12 protein-coding genes are annotated in these 21868 nt (G+C 72.0%); 3 read left to right on the forward strand and 9 right to left on the reverse strand.

Annotated elements, in window-relative coordinates; genetic code table 11:
* Positions 1 to 86 precede the first annotated feature (86 nt).
* The gene (locus OG329_RS00295; RefSeq protein ID WP_405791576.1) at positions 87 to 1064 is read left to right on the forward strand and encodes a 3-oxoacyl-ACP synthase III family protein; all 978 of its coding nucleotides are present in this window, start codon (positions 87 to 89) and stop codon (positions 1062 to 1064) included.
* Between the two features lie 139 nt (positions 1065 to 1203).
* Here the strand turns inward: OG329_RS00295 and OG329_RS00300 are convergent, their stop codons facing one another.
* The 9 genes from OG329_RS00300 to OG329_RS00340 all read right to left on the reverse strand — a co-directional run bounded on the left by OG329_RS00300 (position 1204) and on the right by OG329_RS00340 (position 15445).
* The gene (locus OG329_RS00300) at positions 1204 to 4725 is read right to left on the reverse strand and encodes a hypothetical protein (RefSeq protein ID WP_405791578.1); all 3522 of its coding nucleotides are present in this window, start codon (positions 4723 to 4725) and stop codon (positions 1204 to 1206) included.
* 579 nt (positions 4726 to 5304) lie between these two features.
* Positions 5305 to 6216 (reverse strand): aromatase/cyclase, encoded by a 912-nt coding sequence (locus tag OG329_RS00305; protein ID WP_405791580.1) that lies wholly within the window; start codon positions 6214 to 6216, stop codon positions 5305 to 5307.
* Positions 6217 to 6451: 235 nt separating this feature from the next.
* A complete protein-coding gene (locus OG329_RS00310) occupies positions 6452 to 7228 on the reverse strand; it encodes a thioesterase II family protein (protein ID WP_405791582.1) in 777 nt (258 codons plus the stop codon).
* Positions 7229 to 7496: 268 nt separating this feature from the next.
* Complete coding sequence (locus OG329_RS00315) at positions 7497 to 8318, reverse strand: BTAD domain-containing putative transcriptional regulator (protein WP_405791584.1); 822 nt, start codon at positions 8316 to 8318, stop codon at positions 7497 to 7499.
* 557 nt (positions 8319 to 8875) lie between these two features.
* A complete protein-coding gene (locus OG329_RS00320; RefSeq protein WP_405791586.1) occupies positions 8876 to 9676 on the reverse strand; it encodes a ScbR family autoregulator-binding transcription factor in 801 nt (266 codons plus the stop codon).
* A 185-nt stretch (positions 9677 to 9861) separates the two neighbouring features.
* Positions 9862 to 12120, reverse strand: coding sequence for a (Fe-S)-binding protein (locus OG329_RS00325; RefSeq protein ID WP_405791588.1), 2259 nt, complete (start codon positions 12118 to 12120; stop codon positions 9862 to 9864).
* 218 nt (positions 12121 to 12338) lie between these two features.
* A complete protein-coding gene (locus OG329_RS00330; RefSeq protein WP_405791590.1) occupies positions 12339 to 13220 on the reverse strand; it encodes a BTAD domain-containing putative transcriptional regulator in 882 nt (293 codons plus the stop codon).
* Positions 13221 to 13551: 331 nt separating this feature from the next.
* A complete protein-coding gene (locus tag OG329_RS00335; RefSeq protein ID WP_405791592.1) occupies positions 13552 to 15114 on the reverse strand; it encodes an acyl-CoA carboxylase subunit beta in 1563 nt (520 codons plus the stop codon).
* Between the two features lie 115 nt (positions 15115 to 15229).
* Complete coding sequence (locus OG329_RS00340; protein ID WP_405791594.1) at positions 15230 to 15445, reverse strand: acyl-CoA carboxylase epsilon subunit; 216 nt, start codon at positions 15443 to 15445, stop codon at positions 15230 to 15232.
* A gap of 808 nt (positions 15446 to 16253) precedes the next feature.
* Here OG329_RS00340 and OG329_RS00345 point away from each other — a divergent pair.
* Positions 16254 to 17270, forward strand: a complete 1017-nt coding sequence (locus OG329_RS00345) for a ScbA/BarX family gamma-butyrolactone biosynthesis protein (RefSeq protein ID WP_405791596.1) — start codon at positions 16254 to 16256, stop codon at positions 17268 to 17270.
* Between the two features lie 3868 nt (positions 17271 to 21138).
* Positions 21139 to 21801 (forward strand): ScbR family autoregulator-binding transcription factor, encoded by a 663-nt coding sequence (locus OG329_RS00350; RefSeq protein ID WP_405791598.1) that lies wholly within the window; start codon positions 21139 to 21141, stop codon positions 21799 to 21801.
* Positions 21802 to 21868 lie beyond the last annotated feature (67 nt).

Genomic DNA, 21868 nt, shown 5'->3' on the forward strand with positions numbered 1-21868 from the left:
CGGGCGGGCCGGGCGGGCCGGGGCCGGGCGGCGGCCGGCCTGTCGTACAGAGTCTTTTTCCCACCACCTGAAGGGAGGGCCGCCGCATGAGCGAGGTCAGGATCCTCGGCACGGGCGCCTACGTGCCGGAGCGGGTCGTCTCCAACGACGAGGCCGGTGCGGCAGCCGGCGTCGACGACGCCTGGATCACCGGCAAGACCGCGATCCGCGAACGGCGCTGGGCCGCCGGCGACCAGGCCACCTCGGACCTGGCCGCCGCCGCGGGGCGCGCCGCGCTCGAGTCGGCCGGTGTCAGCGCCGACCAGTTGGCCGTCATCGTGGTCGCCACCTCCACCCCCGACCGGCCCCAGCCGCCCACGGCCGTCTACGTCCAGCAGCGGCTCGGCGCGAGCGGCGCGGCCGCGTTCGACGTCAACGCGGTCTGTTCCGGCATGGTGTTCGCGCTGTCGGCGGTCGAGGGCATCCTCGCCAGGACCGGCGGCCACGCCCTGGTCATCGGCGCGGACGTGTACTCGCGCATCCTCGACCCGGCCGACCGCAGGACGGTCGTCCTGTTCGGCGACGGCGCCGGCGCGCTGGTCCTGGGACCCGCGCCCCAAGGCCCACGCCTCAGACACGTCGCCCTGCACTCCTTCGGCGAACTGTCGTCCCTGATCGAGGTGCCCGCCGGCGGCAGCCGGCTGCCCGCCGACCGGCACACCGCCGACGCCGGGCTGCACTACTTCACCATGGACGGGCGGGCGGTACGCCGCTTCGTCGAGGACCAACTGCCGCCGCTGGCCAAGCAGTTCCTCCACGAGGCCGGTACCGTCCCCGACGACATCCGCCACTTCGTCCCGCACCAGGCCAACGGCGTCCTGCTCGACAGCGTCTTCGCCAACCTGGCCCTGCCGCGGGCCACCTTGCACCGGACACTGACGCACTACGCCAACACCGGGGCCGCCTCCGTCCCCATCACCCTGGACGCCGCCGCCCGCGCCGGCGCCTTCCACCCCGGCGAGCTGATCCTCGTAGCCGGTTTCGGCGGCGGAATGGCGGTGGGATTCGCACTGATCGAATGGTGACACCGCCCCCGCACCGCCCCGGTGCGGCACCGCATCGCGCCCGCCCCGGTGCGATGCGGTGCCGTGCCGTGCTGTGCTGTGCTGTGCTGTGCGGGGTGGAGGGCCGGGGCGGGGGCGGGGTGGGGTGGGGGGCCGTGTGTCAGGTGCCCGGTGCGGTGGCGGCCCTCAGGGCCCCGGCCAGATCACGGGCCCGCTCCCCCGCGTCCGCGCCCGCACCGGCGAGCACCACCCGCGGCGGACAGCAACCGCCGGCCGCGATACGCCGGGCGATGTCGCAGGCCGGCGCACCGGCACCGGAGAATCCGGCGAGCAGCAGCGGCCGGCCGCCGCCCCGGGCCGCGAGGGCGGGCCACGGGCCGTCGGGGGCGGTGAGCACCAGCAGTTCCTCGGGTCCCCGATAGGTGCGGGCCAGCAGGTCGTAACAGGACGCGGGCGCGCCCGGCGGCGGGATCAGGCAGATCGTGCCCGCCCGCTCGTCGCGCGGCGCGCGCAGGGTGAGCGTCCCGCTGTCCCTCCCGGCCCCCAGCGCACGGGCCAGGGGCGGCGGGGCGCTGTCCCCGAGCAGTGCCAGCACCTGCCCGACGGTGGTGCCCGCGCCCGCCGACAGCGGCAGCTCACGCAGCAGCAGGGCGACGCGCGCGAGCAGTTCGGCCACCGTGTCCTCACCGAGCAGCGCCCGGTCGTGGACCGCGGTCAGGACCAGGGCGCCCTCGCCGTCGTGGTGGGCGAGCAGCCCGAGAGGAAACCGGGTACGGGCCGGCACGGTGCCCGGGAACTCACCGCGCACACCCAGCGCGCCGAGTTCGCCCTCCATCGCCTCAAGCGGATACGGCGGGTCCTCGAAGACGACGACGGTGTGCGCGTGCAGAGCGCCGCCGCCCCAGGCCAGGACCGACCCGGCCGGCACCCATTCGTAGGCGGCCATGTCCACGGCGCGGTCGCGCAGTTGACGCAGCAGACGCGGCACGGTGCCCGCCGGGTCCACCTCCAGGGACATCGGCAGCGCGTTGCGCAGCGGCCCCGGCATCCGGGCCGCGCCCTCGAACGCGATACCACGGCCCGGCACGCTCACCGCGAAACACACCGGCCCCGGCCCGGTGGCACCCGAGGCCCAGTGGATCAGCATGGCCCACACCGCCTGGAGCACACTGCTCTCCGCGGTGCCCCAGGTGCCCGCCCAGCGCGCGAGGCGGGCGGTGCCGGCGGGATCCAGACGCAGCCGGGCACGCCCCACCCCGCCCAGGCCCGTGACCGCGCCCGGCCCCCCGGCCCCCGCCACCGCGGCAGGGTGCCCGGCCGGGTGCCCGGTGGCGGGCGGGGCGGGGTGCGCGGTGGCGGGCGGGGCGGGGGGCGTGGTGGCGGGCGCCGTCCAGAACTCCCGGGCCGGCCGCGGGTCCTGGGCGGCGGCCCAGGCCGTGTAGTCGCGCAGGTCGGGGCGGCGCTCCCCGCCGGGCAGGGTGCCGCCCGCCAGATAGGCGCGGTAGAACTCGCGCAGCAGCAGGTGCGTACTCCAGGTGTCGAGCAGCGCCCGGTGATAGGTGAGCACGATCCGGGCAGGAGCGGCAGCGCCGACGGTCCCGGGGCGGGCGGTGCGGGCGGGCGGCTCGGGGTGCAGCAGCGTCAGGCGCAGCGCCGCGGGCCGGTGCGGGTCGAAGCCGCGCAGCCGGTCGCGTTCCAGGAAGGGGCACCAGTCGTCGTCGCGCAGGACACGGTGGGTGATCTCGGGAACGGTTCGCTCGTGGACCACGAGCAGCGGTTCGGGGCCCGGGGCGAACGCGGTGCGCAGCACCGCCTCGCAGTCGAAGACCGACTGCCAGGACGCGGTGAAGCGGGCGGCGTCGAGCGGGCCGTGCCACAGCCAGACAAGCTGCTCGACATGGTGCCCGGTACCGGGGAGCCCGGCACCGGAGGTGTAGAGGGCGCCCTGCTGGGGGGTGGCCCTGAAGGCGGGCGGGAGCGGGACGGCGGGCACCGCCGCCAGTTCCTCCAGCACCCCGCGCAGCAGGTGCCGCAGGGCGGCGGCGGAGGTGTCGGTGATGCCCCCGCTGTCCTCGCCCGTCCAGTCGAGGCCGATGTGCAGCCGGCCGGCGGCGACCTGGGCCCGTACCCGCACCCGGTGGCCGGGGAACAGCGGGGCGGCGGGCCGGGCCGGGCCGGGCGGCGGGGCGCCGGGCCCGTCCAGGGTCAGACAGGCCCGGGCGGGCCCGAGCTCGCGCAGGGCACGGCGCAGGGCGGGATCGGGGCTCCACTCGCGGCAGGCCCCGAAGCCCGCGCCGTCCCCGGCCCGGCCGGCGCAGGCCGCCAGGGGGCCCGCCAGAGCGGTCAGTTGGCCCAGCGGGCCCAGGTGGCGGTCCACGGTGAGCTGGACGGGGTAGGGGTCGGTGAGCCGGCCCGCGTGGCGGCGCGGGCCGCGGCGGGCGCCCCGCGGATCGCTGCGTACGTCGAAGCCGACCTCCGCACCCCGCTGCCAGCGGGCGAGGGCCAGGGCGAACACCCCTGTCAGCACCTGCCCGGTGGTCAGCGAGAGCCGCCGGGCCAGGTTGTGGACGATCCGCTCGGTCCGGTCCCGGTCCAGGGTGAACCCGCTACGACGCACCACACCCACACCCACACCCGCACCCGCATCCGGGTCCGCATCCGGGCCGGCCTCCCGGTCCGGGTCCGGGCCGGCCTCCCGGTCCGGGTCTGCGGTGAGCCCTGCAGCCTCCCGGTCCCGGTCCGGGTCCGGGTCCGTGGGCCCGGTCCGGTGCACCGCGCCCGCCCCGGCGGGCGGGGCGGTGGTGCCGGGGGTGCGGGACCTGCGCTCGGCGACCTGGTGCCAGTGCTGGGCCTCCGCGGGGTCGCGGGCCAGTTCCCGCAGTTCGCCGACCCGGCCGGCCGGCGGGTCCGGCATCCGCCGGGGCCGCTGGGGGCGTCCGGCGCCCGCCCCGGTCAGGGCGGTGGTCAGGTCGTCGAGCAGGATGCGCCAGGACCCGGCGTCCACGGCCAGTTCATGCACGAGCAGAGCGAGCCGGTCGGCCCGCGGCCCGCCGGGGCGGCGGTCCCGGGCGAGCAGCAGCCGCAGGTGGACACCGGTGCGCGCGTCGAGACCGGCACCGATACGGTCCAGGATCGCGGCGAAACCGGCCTCGTCGGTGAACTCCCGCTCCACCAGCGGATCCTGACCGTCCGCCGGCCCGGACCCGGCCCGCACCGTGCGCCGGCCGTCCGCGGCGCCGGGACGCGAACGAAGCTGCGGATGGGCGGCCACGACGGCACCCAGCGCCTCACGCAGCACACCCGTGTCCCACGCACCCGCCGCCGGCTCGATCAGCACCGCCTCGTAACGGTGCGCACCGTCCTGTGCGGGGGCCGCGCGCCGGGCGGCCGGCGGCGGCAGCTCGGTGAGCCGGTCGGCGATACGGCCCGAGACCAGGGCGGCGGGCGCCCCCCCGGGCGCCAACAGGCGCAGGGTGTGGTGATCGGGGCCGTGCCGCAGCAGCCGGTGCCCCCAGGAAGACCGGGCCCCCTGCCCGCCGGTGAGCTCGCCCAGCAGATGTTCCAGCGCGGCGGCGTCCAGCGGCCCGCGCAGTTCGAGGTCCCACGGCGCCGCGTGCGGAGGGGGCCCGGGATCCACGACCACGAAGACCGGCGCGCCGGCCGGACGGTGGGGGGCGGTCATGGTGCCGGGCGGTCTGCGGCGCGGGCAGCGCGGACGGCGCGGGGCGGGCCGTGCTGCCTGTGGCCCATGACGGCCTCCTGCCTGCGTCCACAACGGTCGGGATGAGCACGCTAAGGGCAGTACGCGCCCGAAGTCCGTTTTCCCGAGCGGGTGTGCAGTGAGGTACGAGCGGTACCCGAGCAGGCCGACGTTTTCACACGGCTCCCGCCCCACAAGCCCCGGGCCCCGGGCCCCGGGCCGCGGGCCGCGGGCCGTAGCCGATCCGGGCCCGGGTCCCCGCCGAAAGGCCATTTCCCGGTCGGCGGAGGGGAAATGACCTTTCACCGCCGTGTCCGGGCGCGGAACAGGAACGGCGGCATTCGCGGGCACCACCGGTCCACCCGCCCCACTTCGGTTCACGTACGCCGCTCCACGCGGGTTCAGTTCATCTGTGCCGCGTTTCAAATTGCGTCCGTCCATTCCGCTGTTCCGCACCCCGCACCCCGCCGTGCCGGCGGACACCACCGCGGCGGCGGGGACGGGGCGGGGTGCGAACGTACGGCGGCAGAACGGCGGGGACGGCGGGGGCGGGGCGGGGGGTCACAGCATGCGCACGGCGCTCTCCGCGTGCTGCTTGGCCAGGGCCAGCAGGGAAAGGCAGTCCTGGCCGAGTTCCCGGCGTACATGGCGGCGGGCGCCGGCGAGGTCCGCGCCCTCGCCCAGCACCGCGGTGATGTTCTCCTCGCGCAGCACCACGCTCTGCTTCGCGCTCACGCTCACCCCCCTCTCGTCCCCGACGACCAGCCATTCACCGGTGTGTGCCGCCAGCAGCGCGGGGGGCGCGGTCTGCTTGAAGATGATCCGGCCCGCGTGCGGGAAGCAGATGCGTACCGATTCGGTGGTGTGCGAGCCGTGCCCGGTCAGCGTCCGCAGGCTCATGCGCTGCACTCCGGGTGTGTCCTCGGCCAGGTCGACCGAGGTGACGTGCGGCACCAGTTCGGGCCAGTCGCCGGCCCGGTAGAGGAAGTCGTAGACCAGCTCGGCCGGGCCGTTGACACGTACCGAGTCCTCGAAGGACAGCATCAGTTCGTCCAGGCGTGTCCAGCGCTCGGCGCAGCTCTTGAGGTCGGCGAGCTGGGCACGGGCGGTGAGGTCGGCGGCCCGTTCCACCCATGCCAGGTCCTCGGGCATGTCGTCGGTGACGCTGAAGCCGTACAGCAGTTCCAGCTCGGTGTCGTGCGGTCCCTCGCCCCGTATGCCGAACACGCCGCCCATCGAGTCCAGCGGGGAGGCGGGCGGTTCCTGGCGGACCTCGATACGGCGCCTGACCGGGTCCAGGTGCCGCCACGAGGTCCACGACTTCAGCTCCCCGCCCACCAGGGACCACATCCGCAGGCGTTCGCGCTCGCCGTCGGACTGAAGGCGCTCCACATGGATGCTCGGGGACAGATACAGCGGCAGGTTCGCCGCGTCGGCCAGTACCGCGTAGACCACACCGGCGGGCGCGGCCACACGTACATGGTGTGCCGCCCTGTCCACACGCTCACCTGACATCTGAACACCTCTCTTCTTTCTTTCACCTTGCGCCGGCCGGGACGCGGACCTCGGTCCGCACGGCAGGACGGGAGTGCCTGATCCGGCAGCAGGCCACAGGCCGCAGGCCAGACCGGAGTCCGGGGGGGCCGGGCCGGGGGCCGGTGACCGGGGGGGGCGGGCCGGGCCGGTGCACGGGGGCCGGTGACCGGGATCAGGCGACGGGCGCGGGCGCGGGCCGGGCCGCGAGGCGGGACGCGACACGGCAGGCGCGGCCCACGAGCCGGGGCAGTTCGCGGGCGCCGCGCGCGAAGGGGTCACGGCCGGGGACGGTGCGCACGAAGACCGGCCCCCGGGTCCACCGTCCCCGCCCGCCGGCCTGCGGCGGCCGCGGCGGGGGGTCGTCCCGGGCGGCGACGACGAGCACCGGGGTGGTCAGCGGGCCGGCCGGGGACGGCTCGCGGGCCGCCTCGTCAAGGGCCTGGGCCAGCTCCAGATCGGCGCGCAGCACCGGCAGTACGGCCCGCAGCCAGATCCCCTCGTCGCTGCCGGGCGGTACGGCGCCGCCCCCGCCCAGGGCGTGCAGCAGTTCGCTGTCGCTCGCCCGGCGCACGTCGGGCAGCGAGGGCGGCGGGGAGGGCGGCGGGCAGGAGCCGACGGCCAGCAGCGCCGGGCCCGGCAGGCCCGCCTCGTGCAGGGCACGGGTCACGGTGAACGCGATCATCGCGCCCAGCCCGTGCCCGTACAGGACATACGGGCCGGTGTGCGGGCCGGTGTGCGGGCCGGTGTGCGGATCGCGGTGCGGGCCGGTGAACAGCCCCAGCACCTCGTCGAGCAGTCCCTGACGGGTGGTCACCCGCGGTTCGCCGCGCCGGGCCGCGCCGCCCGGCAGGAGGACCGGGGCCGGCTGAACACCGGGTCCCACACCCGCCGCCCAGCCGTCGAAGACGCGCACGCCGTCGGCGGAGTGCGCGAAACAGTGCAGTCGCACTGGCTGTCCGTGCGGCACGGGCGTCCTCCTCGGCGTTCCACCGCCGGCACCAAAAGGGGGCGGTACCTCGCCGGCGGGGTGCGAGCATCGCCCGGCAGCCTCGAATCCCGGTCGAGTCCCGGCCGAGCCCCCGACCACGGCCCGTACGGCCGCACGTCCGCGCCCGGGACCGCGGGGGCGGGGGTGCGGGTGCGGGTGCGGGTGCGCCGGGTGCGGGCCGGCGCGGCACGGGGCGAGGCAGGGCAGGGGCAGGGGCAGGGCGGGGGTCTCAGGCGGCGTAGCGGTCGAAGGTGGAGCCGCGGCGCGGGCCGGCCACCACGGCGAGTTCCGGGTCGACCGCGAGCATCGCCTGGTGCAGGCGCTGGAGCTGCGGCGAGGGTTCCACACCCAGCTCCTCGATCAGCCCCTCGCGCAGTTTGCGGTACACGTCCAGGGCCGAGGCCTGCCGCCCCGACCGGTACAGGGCCACCATCGCCTGCGCGTGCAGTCCCTCGTGCTGGGGGTGACGGGCGGTCAGGTCGGTGAGTTCGGCGATCAGTTCCGCGTGCCGGCCCAGCCGCAGGTCCGCGTCGATCCGCCGCTCCGTGGTCACCAGCCGCGACTCCTCCAGCCGGGTGGCCTCGATCTCCAGGACCGGGCCGAGCCGTACGTCCACCAGCGCGGGCCCCTGCCACAGCGACAGAGCCTGCCTGAAGCACCGGGCGGCCCGCTCGTCCCGGCCCTCCTCGAACGCCTCCTGGCCCTCGGCGATCAGCCGCTCGTAGGTGTGCACGTCCACCGACTCCGGCGGGATCTGCAGCAGATAGCCGCCGTGCCGGGTGGCCAGAACGTCCTTCGCCGCCCCCGGGGCGTCGGGCCCCATCGCCGTGCCCAGGATGCGGCGCAGTTGCATGATGTAGGTCTGCAGCGTCGTCATCGCGCTCTGCGGCAGCTCCGTCCCCCAGACCTCCTCCATCAGTGTTGACACAGGCATGACACGACTTGGATACAGGGCGAGCAGAGCGAGAACCTGTCGTGGCTTCCCGGCGGTCGGGACGATCGAGTCCCCGTTCACGGCGGCACACAGCGGACCCAAAACCTGAATCTCCATGGTTCCCTCCGTTCGTCGTCGGGCACTCCCGATGGCGGAAAGTCGTCGGCGAACCAGCACGCTAGCCCCACCCGCACCGGAGGCACCGGTTCCTTCAGCGGCACTTGAGCAATCCTCCATGAACGGCAAAACAGGCAAGGACAATTCGAAAAGCGGCAGAAATAAACACGCGGACGCACCACACACTCCCCCGCATACGCCCCCCCGTTCATTTCCCCCGATTTCTTCACGCCCCCCGCCCGCCCCCGGACAAGGACCCCGGCACCCGCGGGCAGGACACACCGGACCCCCGCCCACCAGGGCGGAAAACAAACCGCACGAACCGTATTCACCACGGGGCCAAGCCCCCCGCAGGCACCGCACACGGCCACGGCACCGCCCCGCCGGGGCCGGCCGTCCGGGCCGGGCGGGGGCGGCGGCGGGGGCGGCGGGGGCGGCGGGGGCGGACCAGGCAGGCACCGGCCAGGGCCTGTCGTCAGGGCGGGCCACGTGCCCGCCCGCCGGGGCCTGCTGTCCGGGCCGCCGTCCGGGCCGGGGAGGTGCGGGCGCGGGGGGGTCTAACGGCCGAGGGGGGTCCGCCGCGCCCGCTCCGGTGCCGGCGCCGGTACGGGCGCCGGCGCGGGTACGGGGGCCGGCGCGGGTACGGGGGCCGGCGCGGGTACGGGGGCCGGCGCGGGCGCCCGTACCGGCACCGGAGCGGGCGGGGTCACAGGCGGGGGCGGGGGCGGGGGCGGGGCGGGGTGCGGGCGCGAGCCGGCACACACCACCGTGCCCAGCTCCCGCCGGTCGACGAGCAGCGGCAGCAGCAGTTCCCAGGAACGGGTGACGCTGGGCCGCGAGAGCCAGGAGGCGTCCTTGCCGCCGAGCACTTCGAAGCCCGTGGTCGCGGCGACGACGACACGGGCGGCGTCCGCCCAGGACACCCCCCGCGCGAGCGCGCCGCCGCGCTCGGCCCGGCGCAGACTGTCCTCGACCCAGCGCTGCCACTGCCCGCGCAGCGGGGAGGGGGTACGGCGCGCGATGTCACCGCAGAGCTCGAAGCCCGCGCGGACCACGGCGTCCTGGGCCAGGGCGGCCATCAGCTCGTGCGTGGCGTCCACCACCGCCTGCAGCGAGTCGCCCTGGCGGGCGCGGGCCGCCTCGGTGAGCCGGCGCACGCTCTCGGCGGCCTCCGCCTCGACGGCCTCGGCGAGCACCGCCTTGTTGGCGAAGTGGAAGTGCAGCGCCCCGTTGCTGACACCGGCCCGTTTGCTGATGACGGTCAGCGACGCGGGAACGAAGCCCACCTCGGCGAACGTCTCGGCCGCCGCCCGGATCAGCGAACGCCGCGTGCGGGCGGCCCGCTCCTGTTTGACCATGCGCTGCCTCCCGGACAACAGGACACCGAAGCCGGGCGGACCACCGGCAACCTCATACCCCTTGCGACATACACCTGGTGCGCGGGCCGGTGCCGTGCGCGGCCGGCCCGGCCACGCACCACAGGCTAACAAACCGCTCAAGCGGTTTCATGGGTGGGGGGAACATTGCCGATCACCGTGCGGCGTTACGCCGCGGGCTCCGGCTGCGGTTCGGTGGCCGGTTCGGTGGAGTCCTGGGGGTCGGCGGGGGTGTGTACCGAGTCGAGGAGGAGCTGGGCGACGTCGACGACCTGGAGGGATTCTTTGGCCTGGCCGTCGTTCTTCCTGCCGTTGAGTGAGTCGGTGAGCATGACGAGGCAGAAGGGGCAGGCGGTGGAGACGATGTCGGGGTTGAGCGAAAGGGCTTCGTCGACGCGTTCGTTGTTGATGCGTTTGCCGATGCGTTCTTCCATCCACATCCGCGCGCCGCCGGCGCCGCAGCAGAAGCCGCGTTCCTTGTGGCGGTGCATCTCCTGCTGGCGCAGGCCCGGGACGGCCGTCATGATCTCCCGCGGCGGGGTGTAGATCTTGTTGTGGCGCCCGAGGTAGCAGGGGTCGTGATAGGTGATCAGGCCCTCGACGGGGGTGACGGGGACCAGTTTCCCCTCGTCGATCAGGTGCTGGAGCAACTGGGTGTGGTGGATGACCTCGTAGTCACCGCCGAGCTGCGGGTACTCGTTGCCCAGGGTGTTCAGACAGTGCGGGCACGTCGCGACGATCCTCTTCGCCGACCTCGCCTTCCTGGCCGACCCGTTGTCGTTGTCGTCCTCGCCGTCTTCGCCGAAGGCGGTGTTGAGCAGTGCGACGTTCTCCTGGCCGAGCTGCTGGAACAGCGGCTCGTTGCCCAGGCGCCGGGCCGAGTCACCGGTGCACTTCTCGTCCCCGCCCATGATCGCGAAGCTCACCCCGGCGATGTGCAGCAGCTCCGCGAACGCCTTCGTCGTCTTCTTCGCCCGGTCCTCCAGCGCCCCGGCGCAGCCGACCCAGTACAGGTAGTCGACCTCGCCCAGGTCCTCGACGTCCCGCCCGACGACCGGGACGGGGAAGTCGACCTCTTCGGTCCACTGAAGGCGCTGTTTCCTCGCCAGGCCCCAGGGGTTGCCCTTCTTCTCCAGGTTCTTCAGCATCGTGCCGGCCTCGGAGGGGAACGAGCTCTCGATCATCACCTGGTAGCGGCGCATGTCCACGATGTGGTCCACATGCTCGATGTCGACGGGGCACTGCTCGACACACGCCCCGCACGTGGTGCACGACCACAGCACGTCCGGATCGATCACCCCGCCCTCCTCCAGCGTCCCCACCAACGGCCGCCCCGCCTCCGCGACAGCCCCCGCCGGCACACCCTCGAGCGCCCCCGCGGACGCGTTCTCCCCGCCCGCCAGCAGATACGGCGCCTTCGCGTGCGCGTGGTCCCGCAGCGACATGATCAGCAGCTTCGGCGACAGCGGCTTGCCCGTGTTCCACGCCGGACACTGCGACTGACAGCGCCCGCACTCCGTACACGTGGAGAAATCCAGAATCCCCTTCCAGGAGAACTCCTCCACCCGTGAAACACCGAACACGTCGTCCTCGCCCGGGTCCTCGAAATCGATCTCCCTGCCCCCCGACACCATCGGCAGCAGCGCACCCAGCGCCGTGGCCCCGTCCGCGTTGCGCTTGAACCAGATGTTCGGGAAAGCGAGAAAACGGTGCCAGGCGACACCCATGGTGATGTCCAGCGAGATCGTGATCATCCAGATGAAGGAGGCCGCGATCTTGATCATGGCGACGAGGTAGACGAGGTTGTGCAGGGTGGGCGTGCTCATCCCCGAGAACCAGGTGACCAGCGGGTAGGTGATGAAGTACGCCGCCTCGTAGCCCTCGACATGGTGCAGGGCGCCCTCCAGGGCGTGCAGCACCACGATGCACAGGCTCACCACGACGATGACCGTCTCCACGAAGTACGCCCGGCCCGTCCGCGAGCCGGCGAAGCGGGACTTGCGCCCGGGACCCGAGGGCCGGCTGAGCTGGCGCACGGCGATCAGGAGCAGCACACCCAGCGCCGTCATCGTGCCCAGGAACTCCACGAGGACGTTGTAGGGCGTGAAGTGGCCGATGTACGGCAGCACCCAGTCGGCCTGGAAAAGCTGCCCGGTGGCGTTGACGATCGTCAGGAGCAGCGCGTAGAAGCCCACGGCCACGAACCAGTGCGCGAGGCCGATGACGCCCCAGCGGTTCATACGGGTGTGGGCGGCGAACTCCGTGGCCAGCATCACGCTGCGCCGGTAGGGATCACCGGTGCGCAGGCGGGCGGGGACGGGCCGGCCGAGCCTGACGAGGCGGTAGATCCGCGCGGTGGCCCGGCCGAACAGCGCGAGGCCGCTCACGATCAGGGCCAGCGACACGATGATCGCGACGAGTTGCATGAGTGGGGCTCCTCGGACCTGCGAAAGACGGCTACCAGACGGTAACTTAACTGGCCGTCCGAAGCCACCCACTCACACACACCGCCGCCGGGCCACGGCGCCCGCGCCGCACACCGGTTGACACGAAACGGGCACCGGCCGGCGCACAACAGGCACCGGCCGGTGTGCGGCGGGCACCTGCCGGTGTGCGGCGGGCACCTGCCGGTGTGCGGCGGGCGTCAGTTGACGCGTAAAGGGCCCGCGGCGCCCGTGCGGGCGGCGCCGGCCGGGGCAGCGGCGGCGGGCGCCTGCTGCTCCGCGAGCGGGGCCTCCGGCGCGGCGACAAGGATCGACTGCTGGAGCTGGCGCAGCCGCGGCGAGGGCTCCAGGCCCAGGTCCCGCACCAGGGTGCCGCGCAGCCGGTGGTAGACGTCCAGGGCCTCGCCGCGCCGGCCCGAGCGGTGCAGCGCCAGCATGAACTGGGCGTGCAGGTTCTCGTGGGTGCTGTAACGGCTGGTCAGCACCGTCAGCTCGGCGAGCAGTTCGCGGTGGCGGCCGAGTCTGAGGTCGGCCTCGATGCGCTGGTCGAGGGCGCACAGCCGGCTCTCCTCCAGGCGTCTGGCCTCCATCTCCAGTTGCACACCGGTCTGTACGTCGGCGAAGGCCGGGCCGGTCCACAGGGCCAGCGCCTCGCACAGCAGCCGCGAGGCGCCCTTGAAGTCCCCCGCGTCCAGGGCGCGGTAGCCCATGCCCGAGAGCCGTTCGAACTCCCGGACGTCACTGCTGCCCTCGCCCAGGACGAGCATGTACCCGCCGGGCGAGGTGACCAGGACGTCCTTGGCCCTGCGCGCCGGGGGCCCGGTGTGATCGGCGCCGGGCGCCTGCCGGCGCAGCGCGAGGGTGATCAGGTCGCGCAACTGCAGCACATAGGTCTGCAGCGTGGTGCGCGCGCTGCGCGGCGGCCTGCCCGCCCACAGCTCGTCGATGAGGGCGGAGACGGGCACCACCCGGTCGGCGCACAGCGCCAGAAGGGCGAGCACCTGCCGGGGCTTCGGCGCAGTAGGGGCTATGGACGCCCCGTTCTCCTTGACGTCCAATACGCCCAGTACGTCGATCTGCACGCCGTGGCCCCCCTAGGTGTGTGCTGTTATCCGGCACCTCACGAGTACAAAACAGGACAGACGGTTTGTCAACAGCAAACCCCCCGCGCTGTTTTGATGCACCGTACAGCAGGGCGTGTGCGGCCGGTCCGTACACGCCTGTGATATGGGAGTTCACCCTCGCACGGGCACCGGCCCGCGGGAAGAAGACCGGGTGCCGTGCGGGCCGGCGCCGGGTCACGTTCCGGCCGGCGGGCGGTGATACGGCCACGGAGGCCGTTTCCGGACAGGCATAACAGACCCGCCGTACCGCTTGGCCGGTGCGGGGCGGTCATCGCCTGTGCCTCCGTCCTCACTGCGGGGGGTTGCCGTGTTTGCGTGAGGGTAGATCGGCGTGCTTGGTGCGGAGCATGGCGAGGGCCGAGATGAGGACCTCGCGGGTCTCGGCGGGGTCGATGACGTCATCGACCAGCCCGCGTTCCGCGGCGTAGTAGGGGTGCATCAGCTCCGCCTTGTACTCCTTGACCATGCGCCGGCGCATGGCCTCGGGGTCTTCGGCGTCGGCGATCTGCCTGCGGAAGATGACGTTGGCGGCGCCCTCGGCGCCCATCACCGCGATCTCGTTGGTCGGCCAGGCGTAGGTGAGGTCGGCGCCGATGGACCGGGAGTCCATGACGATGTAAGCACCCCCGTACGCCTTGCGCAGGATCAGCGAGATCCGCGGCACCGTCGCGTTGCAGTACGCGTAGAGGAGTTTGGCCCCGTGGCGGATGATGCCGCCGTGTTCCTGGTCCACCCCGGGCAGGAACCCGGGCACGTCCAGCAGGGTGACGAGGGGGATGTTGAACGCGTCGCACATCTGCACGAAGCGGGCGGCCTTCTCCGACGCCTCGATGTCCAGCACACCGGCGAGAGAGCGCGGCTGGTTGGCGACGATGCCCACCACCTGCCCGCCGAGGCGGGCCAGGGCGCAGATGATGTTGGTGGCCCAGCGTTCGTGGATCTCCAGGAAGTCCCCGTCGTCGACGAGTTCGGCGATGACCTCACGCATGTCGTAGGGGCGGTTGCCGTCGGCCGGCACCAGGTCGAGGAGTACATCGGAGCGGCGTGCGGGCGGGTCGTGGGACTCGGCGGCGGGCGGGTTCTGCCGGTTGTTGGAGGGCAGCATCGCCAGCAGGTAGCGCACCTCCGCGATGCACGTCTCCTCGTCGTCGTAGGCGAAGTGCGCCACCCCCGAGGTTTCCGCGTGCACATCCGCCCCGCCCAGGCCGTTCTGGGTGATCTCCTCACCGGTGACGGCCCTGACCACGTCCGGGCCGGTGATGAACATCTGCGAGGTCCCGCGCACCATGAACACGAAATCCGTCAGCGCCGGACTGTAGGCCGCACCGCCCGCACAGGGGCCGAGCATCACACTGATCTGCGGGATCACCCCCGACGCCCGCGTATTGCGCTGGAAGATCCCCCCGTAGCCCGCGAGCGCCGAGACACCCTCCTGGATACGCGCCCCCGCACCGTCGTTCAACGAGACGAGGGGGGCGCCGGCCGAGATGGCCATGTCCATGATCTTGTGGATCTTCTCCGCGTGCGCCTCACCCAGCGCACCCCCGAAAATCCGGAAATCATGCGCATACACGAACACCGTGCGGCCCTCGACCGACCCCCACCCGGTCACCACACCATCGGTGTACGGACGCTTCGCCTCCAGCCCGAACCCCGTCGCCCGGTGCCGCCGCAACTGCTCGACCTCCCGGAACGACCCCTCATCCAGCAGCAGCCCGATCCGCTCACGGACCGTCAGCTTGCCCTTGGCATGCTGAGCCCCGGTCGCACGTTCACCCGGCCCGCCCAGCGCCCGCGCCCTGATCTCCCCCAGCCGCGCCACCTCACCACGCAGACCACCCGTCACCGTCACCAACCCCGCCCCCCTTTCCGGGACAGACCGGAGAGATCACACCCCGGCCCCGACGAAACAACACCCCCACACGGCAGACAGCCCCCGCCACCGGCACCGGCACCGGCCGCAGAACTCACCGCCAACTGCCCGGCGCCACATAACCCCCCGCACGCTCCCACCAGCCCCACCCCGGCAACACCCCACCCCCACGCCGGAAACCGGGACCGGCCCCCGCCCGGCCACGCGCCCGCACAGCCAGCAGCACCGCCGCGAGAGCCGCCAACTCCTCCGCACCGGCCCGCCCACGCTCCACCCGCACCACCACCGGCACACCCTCCACCCGGCCCACCCCCTTCCCCTCCGCCTCTCCCGGCCACCGTCACGCCCATCGTCGGCCAGAACACTCGAGAAGCACTGACAAACCACTCGAGCCCACCAACCCGCAACCCGGAACACAGGCCCCAGGGGCCGGGCGGAACCCAAAAGACCTGAACGGGAAGACAAACCCGGTGCCCGGAAGACGACCACGGCGGGAAGACAGCCCACCAACCCGCAACCCGGAACACAGGCCCCAGGGGCCGGGGCGGACCCGGAAGAACAGCCAAAGGCCGGAAGACAGACCGGAACACAGAACAAGACCCCCGGGGGCCGGGAGCCGGGGGGGGAACGCGGAAGACAGCCCGGGCGCGGAGAGACAGACCCGGAACCCGGAACACAGAACGCCGGGCTGGAGGATGACGCCCGGAAGCCGGCCCGGGACCGGAAAACAGACCCTGAACACGGCAGCAGACGGCCCGGAACACGGCACACAGGTTCGCGGGACCCGGAACACGCGCCGAGGGGGCCGGCAGACGGGCCCGGTGCCCGGCCGGGCACCACCGGTCGCCCGCCCGGGGCCCGGGGGTGCGGCTGCACCCCGCCACCCCCACCCCCACCCCGCCACCGCCACCGGGGCGGAGCAGGCCGCCCGCCCCCGGACACCGGGCGGACGGGACCCGATAGGGAACCCCGCCTTCCGCAAGCCGCACAGGCGGAGTGCCTCATACCGCTAGAAAGCAAACAGGGCGGTATGTATCTTCGCTGGCCTGACCCCAACAGCACCAGCGACAGCATCAGCACCACTGACAGCACGCCAACGCCACCCAGGGGGAACAGACATGCCTGCGAGCACCTGCCGTGCCACCACCCCCGCGTCACCCACCACCACCGCCACCGCCGCCGCACACCCGGGAAACGACACCAGAACCCCGCACAAAACCCCCGCACCCCACCACCAACCGCCCCTGACCACCACCGTCCCCAAAGAACTCGTCCACCGCGCCAGCACCGCCGACGTCCTGCTCACCGGCTGGCAACGCCTGGACGGCCACCGGTTCACCCTCACCGCCCAATGGCCCCGCAGACACAGCTTCTTCACCGGCATCGACGGCTGCCACGACCCCCTGATCGCCGCCGAAACAATCAGACAGACCGGAATCCTCCTCGCACACACCGAACTCGGCGTCCCTCTGGGCCACCACCTGCTCGTCGAACAACTCCACGTGAACATCCAGCCCCAGCACCTGCGCCTGGACCACACACCCACCGGCCTCGAACTCCACGTCACCTGCACCCGGATACGCCAACGCCGCGGCATCCTCGCAAGCTGCCGCCTGGACATACACATCCACCGCAACGGCCAGCTCGCCGCCACCGGAGGCGGCTCCTTCACCTGCATCAGCCCCAAGGTCTACCAACGACTGCGCCCCACCACAGCCCTCACCCACGACCACCGCACCACCACACCCCCCACCACCATCCCCGCCTCCCCCCACACCGTCGGACGCCTCACACCCGCCGACGTCGTCATCTCCCCCCTCCCCCACCCCCACCACTGGCAACTGCACACCGACACCCGCCACCCCGTCCTCTTCGACCACCCCGTCGACCACATCCCCGGCATGGTCCTCCTCGAAGCCGCCCGCCAGGCCACCACCGCCACCCTCGGCCACCCCAACCTCCCCCTGACCATCACCAGCCAATTCACCCGCTACGTCGAACTCGACACCCCCTGCACCATCACCACCCACCACACCCCCACCCCCCAACCCCACCCCCCAACCATCCACATCACCGCCCACCAGAACCAAACCCCCGCCTTCCACGCCACCATCACCACCACCCCACCCCCCTGACCCCCAACCCCCACCAACACACACCGGGAAACCGGGAAACCGGGAAACCGGGAAACCGGAAAGAGGAACCAGAGAACCAGAAGGCCAGAAGGCCCGGGAACGAGAGACCCGGAAAACCCAGGAGCCGCAAAGCCCGAAGGCCGGGAAGCCCAAGGCAAGAGGCCCGGGGAAGCCGGGAAGCCCGAGAGCCGGGGGACGAGAGACCCGAGAAGCCCAGGGGCCGGGAAGCCCGCGAGCCGGAACCACACCACCCACCACCCCCAAACCTTTCGTGAGGTGGCCCGGCCGCTGGGAAGCAGCCCCCGGGCTCCTTCACGGACCGAGCGTTCCGGCCGTCGACGGGCATACTGCCGCCCGGTGGTTCCCGACCCGGCCGGCAACCGGGCAGCGGCGTTCGGCACGTCCGGCTCCCGGCGCAGCCCCACGGGCCACCCGACGACGCGAACGACCGCTGTGGCGGAACACTCCTCCCACCCAGTGCCGGACCCGGTGACCGCCGGCTGGAAGGACTCCGAGCGGACCATGTCCGACGAACCGGAACGGCATGCCGGAAGGGCATGCCGGAAGGGCACGTCACTGATCACCGATCCCGGGGCCCGGCTCGCCGGCACCGGCTTCGCGACCCCGGTACCCGCCTGCCGTGGCCGACGGAACCGCGGAGGGCCCGCAGGGCCGAAGACGTCCTGACCGACGGAAGCCACCCGGCCCGGATCCAGACGGACACACACAGCAAAGCAGCCGGGACCGTCAAACCCCCACCGGCTGTTGGGCGACGTTGAAAATGCCGGCGGGCGCGGCACCGACGGTGCCGATGAGTGAGAACGCGGCCACCCCGCCGGGGTGGCTCCAGCGGGGCGGTTGCCGGCAAGGTACCGGTTCGGCCGGCAAGGTGCCGATGGGGCCGGCCAAGGATCTCGATGACAGCGGACCGGGCCGCCTTCTCGCCGCCGGCGGACCTTGCCGCCGGCGAATACAGCGACGAGGGATGACAGGCAGAGGTTGCCGACCGCGCGGGGCAAACCGCCGACGGTGGTGCGGACAAGGTCGACGGCGTCCTCGGTGAAGAGCCGGCCGGCCCGCCCCGCGAGTCCAAGGTGCTGCCTGACGCAGCCGGCAGTCCCGGTCCCGGTCCCGGTCATGCCGGGCATCATGCAGCCGCCGTCCGCTGTCCGAGGACGGCGAGGACGCGAGGACGCGAGGACGGCGAGTTTCACCGTGCGGCGGAGGGCGGGCCGGCCCACGAGCAGGCAGGACAGAGACGAGTCCCGGTCCACGGCGGTGCTGGTGAGCATACGGATGGCTTCGAACTGTTCACAGTTGAGCAACTGGGCCCCGTCCAGGACCAGGACCGGAGTACGTCCCCGTTCCGCGTTCCTCACCTCCGGCGGTAAGCGCCTGGCTGTCGGCGCACACACTCACGTCCCCGGCTCCGTACGGATGAAAAAGGGGGGACAGACGCTGATGCGGTGAACCCTGCCGCTCGGCACTCCGCTGCTGCCGGCATGACGGCGGAGGGTGGCTGACGATGCTCCTGGACCCGCAACGCCGGCTGGAACTGCCGCGATTCCGCAGGCTGCTGGAGTCCGCGGCGCCGAGCCTGCCGGAGACCGCCCGCACGACGCGCCTGGACCGCAAGACGATCCGGAAGTACCCGTCACCGCCGGGCCCGGCGACACCGCCGCGGCGACCGCCGAACGGCCGGTCCCGGGCGAGAACGATCGACGAGCACACACCGCTGGCCGATGCGATACTGCGGACCGAGGTCCTGACGAAGGCCGCGGTGATCCATGAACGGCTGGTCACGGAACACGAGTCCACCGGGAACTACCAGCGGGTCACGCACTCCATTCAGCAGACCCGGCCCAAGGCCGCCGGAAAACTCCGCATCACCCCGAAGGAACTGGCCGGCACACATCGCCAGTTCGAGGTAAGTCCCGGCGCCCAAGCCCAGGCGGACCGGAGTGATAAGGGCAAGGCCCCCGCGCATATAGGCACCGGGAAAGTCTATCCGTTCCACATGACCCTGTCGTATTCCCGTGATCCGTTCTGCCGCCCCACCACGAACCAGGACCCAGAGACCTTCCTCGACCGCCACCGGCGGACGTCCGCGCACTTCGGCGGGGCGCCGACGACGATCGCCCACGACCGCACCAAGCCGGCCGTACGCCGGCACGCCGCCCCCGGTCAGGCGGTACCCCTTCATCCCGAGACAGTTGAATTCGCCAGACACTACAACTACGGCATCCACACGCTCACCGCCCACCGGCCCACCCGCAAGGGCCGGGCACTACGACTACGGCATCCACATGCTCGCCGCCCACCGGCCCACCGCGAAGGGGCGCATCGAGCGACAGGCCCTGATCGCCCGCGACCACATGCTGTCCGGGCGAGCCCTCTCCCCGGTCAAGGAAACGGACACCGCGTTCACGGGTGCAGCGGCGGCGAGCCCAGATCCACAAAACCCACCGCGAAGTGACCGGGCACCGAACCGCCCGGAACCACACAACCCGAAAACCGCCGCCACCGACCCCGCATCCCGTGGCCGAACAACACCTGCGTCCGGCCGGCAAGAACTCCCCGACCGCATCCGGCCGCAACCACCACCCAGCACCCACCCGCAAGATCCGCCCCCACCCACTCACCGAAACCCCGGCCACGAAAACGCAGCTCATCCAGCATTCCACCGCTCCCGACCCATACGGGAAAACGCAGCACGCGATACACCCACGGGCGGCCGACCCCAGGAACCACGTCATCAGGGAAACACACCCGGACAGGCCACCCACCAACAAAGAACGCCGGACAACTACCCGCGAAGCTCCCCTCCAGCCGCGCCACCACCAACCCCAACACGAAGAAACCGCACCCACACACACCCAGTTGAACCAGACCACCACCACCCAGGCCCACAACAACAGCCGGCCACCGCCGGCCTACGACGAACTCACCGACACCCACCACACCACCACCCACCACACCCCGAAAGAATCGCCCTGAACGAGCCGACCGCCCACCACACCCGAACCACAACCGAAGCCCGACCCGCCCCATCCGACCGAAACCACCAACAAGTTCACCCACCACACAGACGCCCCAGCCCCGTCCAACCGATCCGGACAACGCACCACAACACATCACCCGAGTACCACCCGACCAGCCCGACAACCTCAACCACGCCCCCCGCCCCCGCCCCCGACATTGCCGGGCACATTCATACCCACGCGAACGGAAAGCTGAGCCCGCACACCGACAACCACCCTCCACAACCAACGCCGCCCCCACCACCCCCGCCATACCCCCCCACCAACCGCGAACACCAGAAACAGCACATCCCAGACACCACACCCAACACACCCCGCCCACCGCGAACACAGCACACGAACACACCCAACCCCACACAACCCAAACTCACCAACTCACCAACTCACCAACTCACCAACTCACCAACTCACCAACTCACCAACAGACAACCACATCCCAACCCCGACCAAATCAGCCCCCACCATGACCACACCACCCACCCCGCACCACACCGCCCTCCCGAAAAACACCGGCAAAACCTACCTCACCCCCCACCAGCAAAACACCACCCCACAACCCCAACCACCAGCCGACACACACACCCACCCTGCCGACACCAAGCCACCCACACACACCACACCCACAGCCACACCCACAGCCACAGCCATCCTCAACAACACCAACCCCGCACCCACCCACCAACACCCACACAACCCCAACCACCCCCCAACAGCCCCCCACCCCCCAAACCGCACAACCCCACCCCCACACCCCACCACGCTAAGATACGAACCAGACGGTATCAAAAGGGTCTCCGGGCTCACCACACACACAAGGAGACCACCCCATGGCCACCCAACACCGCGCCATCCGCACCCGACGCACCATCCTCACCGCCGCCGCCAAAGTCTTCGAACAACGCGGCTACCAAGCCGCCACCATCAACGAAATCCTCACCACCGCAGGCGTCACCAAAGGCGCCCTCTACTTCCACTTCCCCTCCAAAGAACACCTCGCCGAAGGCGTCATCCACGAACAGGACCACCAACCCACCACCCCCGACCACCCCTGCAAAACCCAACAAATAATCGACACCATCCTCCTCCACGCCTACCGCCTCCAAACCGACCCCCTCGTCCGCGCCGGCGTCCGCCTCACCCTCGACCCACACAACCACCAACTCAACCGCCAAGCACCCTTCCAACGCTGGACCCAACTCGGCACCACCCTCCTCACCCAAGCCCACAACCAAGGCGAACTCCTCCCCCACATCAAACCCACCCAAACCGCCGAAACCCTCGTCGGCGCCTTCGCCGGCATCCAAGCCATGTCCCAAACCCTCACCAACTACCAAGACCTCCCCCAACGCACCACCACCCTCCTCCAACACATCCTCCCCAACACCGCCACCCCCACCACCCTCACCACCCTCGACCTCACCCACACCCGCACCACCACCCTCCACACCACCCTCACCACCACACAAGACGAGTACGCCCCCGCACCGTAAGAGCTAAGAGCGACGACTGCCGGCGCAGAAACTCACAGCCCCAGATCAGGCGTTGATCTTGGCGGCG

Origin of the sequence: Streptomyces sp. NBC_01506 (assembly GCF_045040295.1) — a bacterium.
Lineage (GTDB): Bacteria > Actinomycetota > Actinomycetes > Streptomycetales > Streptomycetaceae > Streptomyces.

Coding starts and splice junctions, on each gene's coding strand:
- OG329_RS00300 (WP_405791578.1), bottom strand. CDS start 4,725: ATGACCGCCCCCCACCGTCCGGCCGGCGCGCCGGTCTTCGTGGTCGTG.
- OG329_RS00295 (WP_405791576.1), top strand. CDS start 87: ATGAGCGAGGTCAGGATCCTCGGCACGGGCGCCTACGTGCCGGAGCGG.
- OG329_RS00315 (WP_405791584.1), bottom strand. CDS start 8,318: ATGGAGATTCAGGTTTTGGGTCCGCTGTGTGCCGCCGTGAACGGGGAC.
- OG329_RS00345 (WP_405791596.1), top strand. CDS start 16,254: ATGCCTGCGAGCACCTGCCGTGCCACCACCCCCGCGTCACCCACCACC.
- OG329_RS00325 (WP_405791588.1), bottom strand. CDS start 12,120: ATGCAACTCGTCGCGATCATCGTGTCGCTGGCCCTGATCGTGAGCGGC.
- OG329_RS00320 (WP_405791586.1), bottom strand. CDS start 9,676: ATGGTCAAACAGGAGCGGGCCGCCCGCACGCGGCGTTCGCTGATCCGG.
- OG329_RS00350 (WP_405791598.1), top strand. CDS start 21,139: ATGGCCACCCAACACCGCGCCATCCGCACCCGACGCACCATCCTCACC.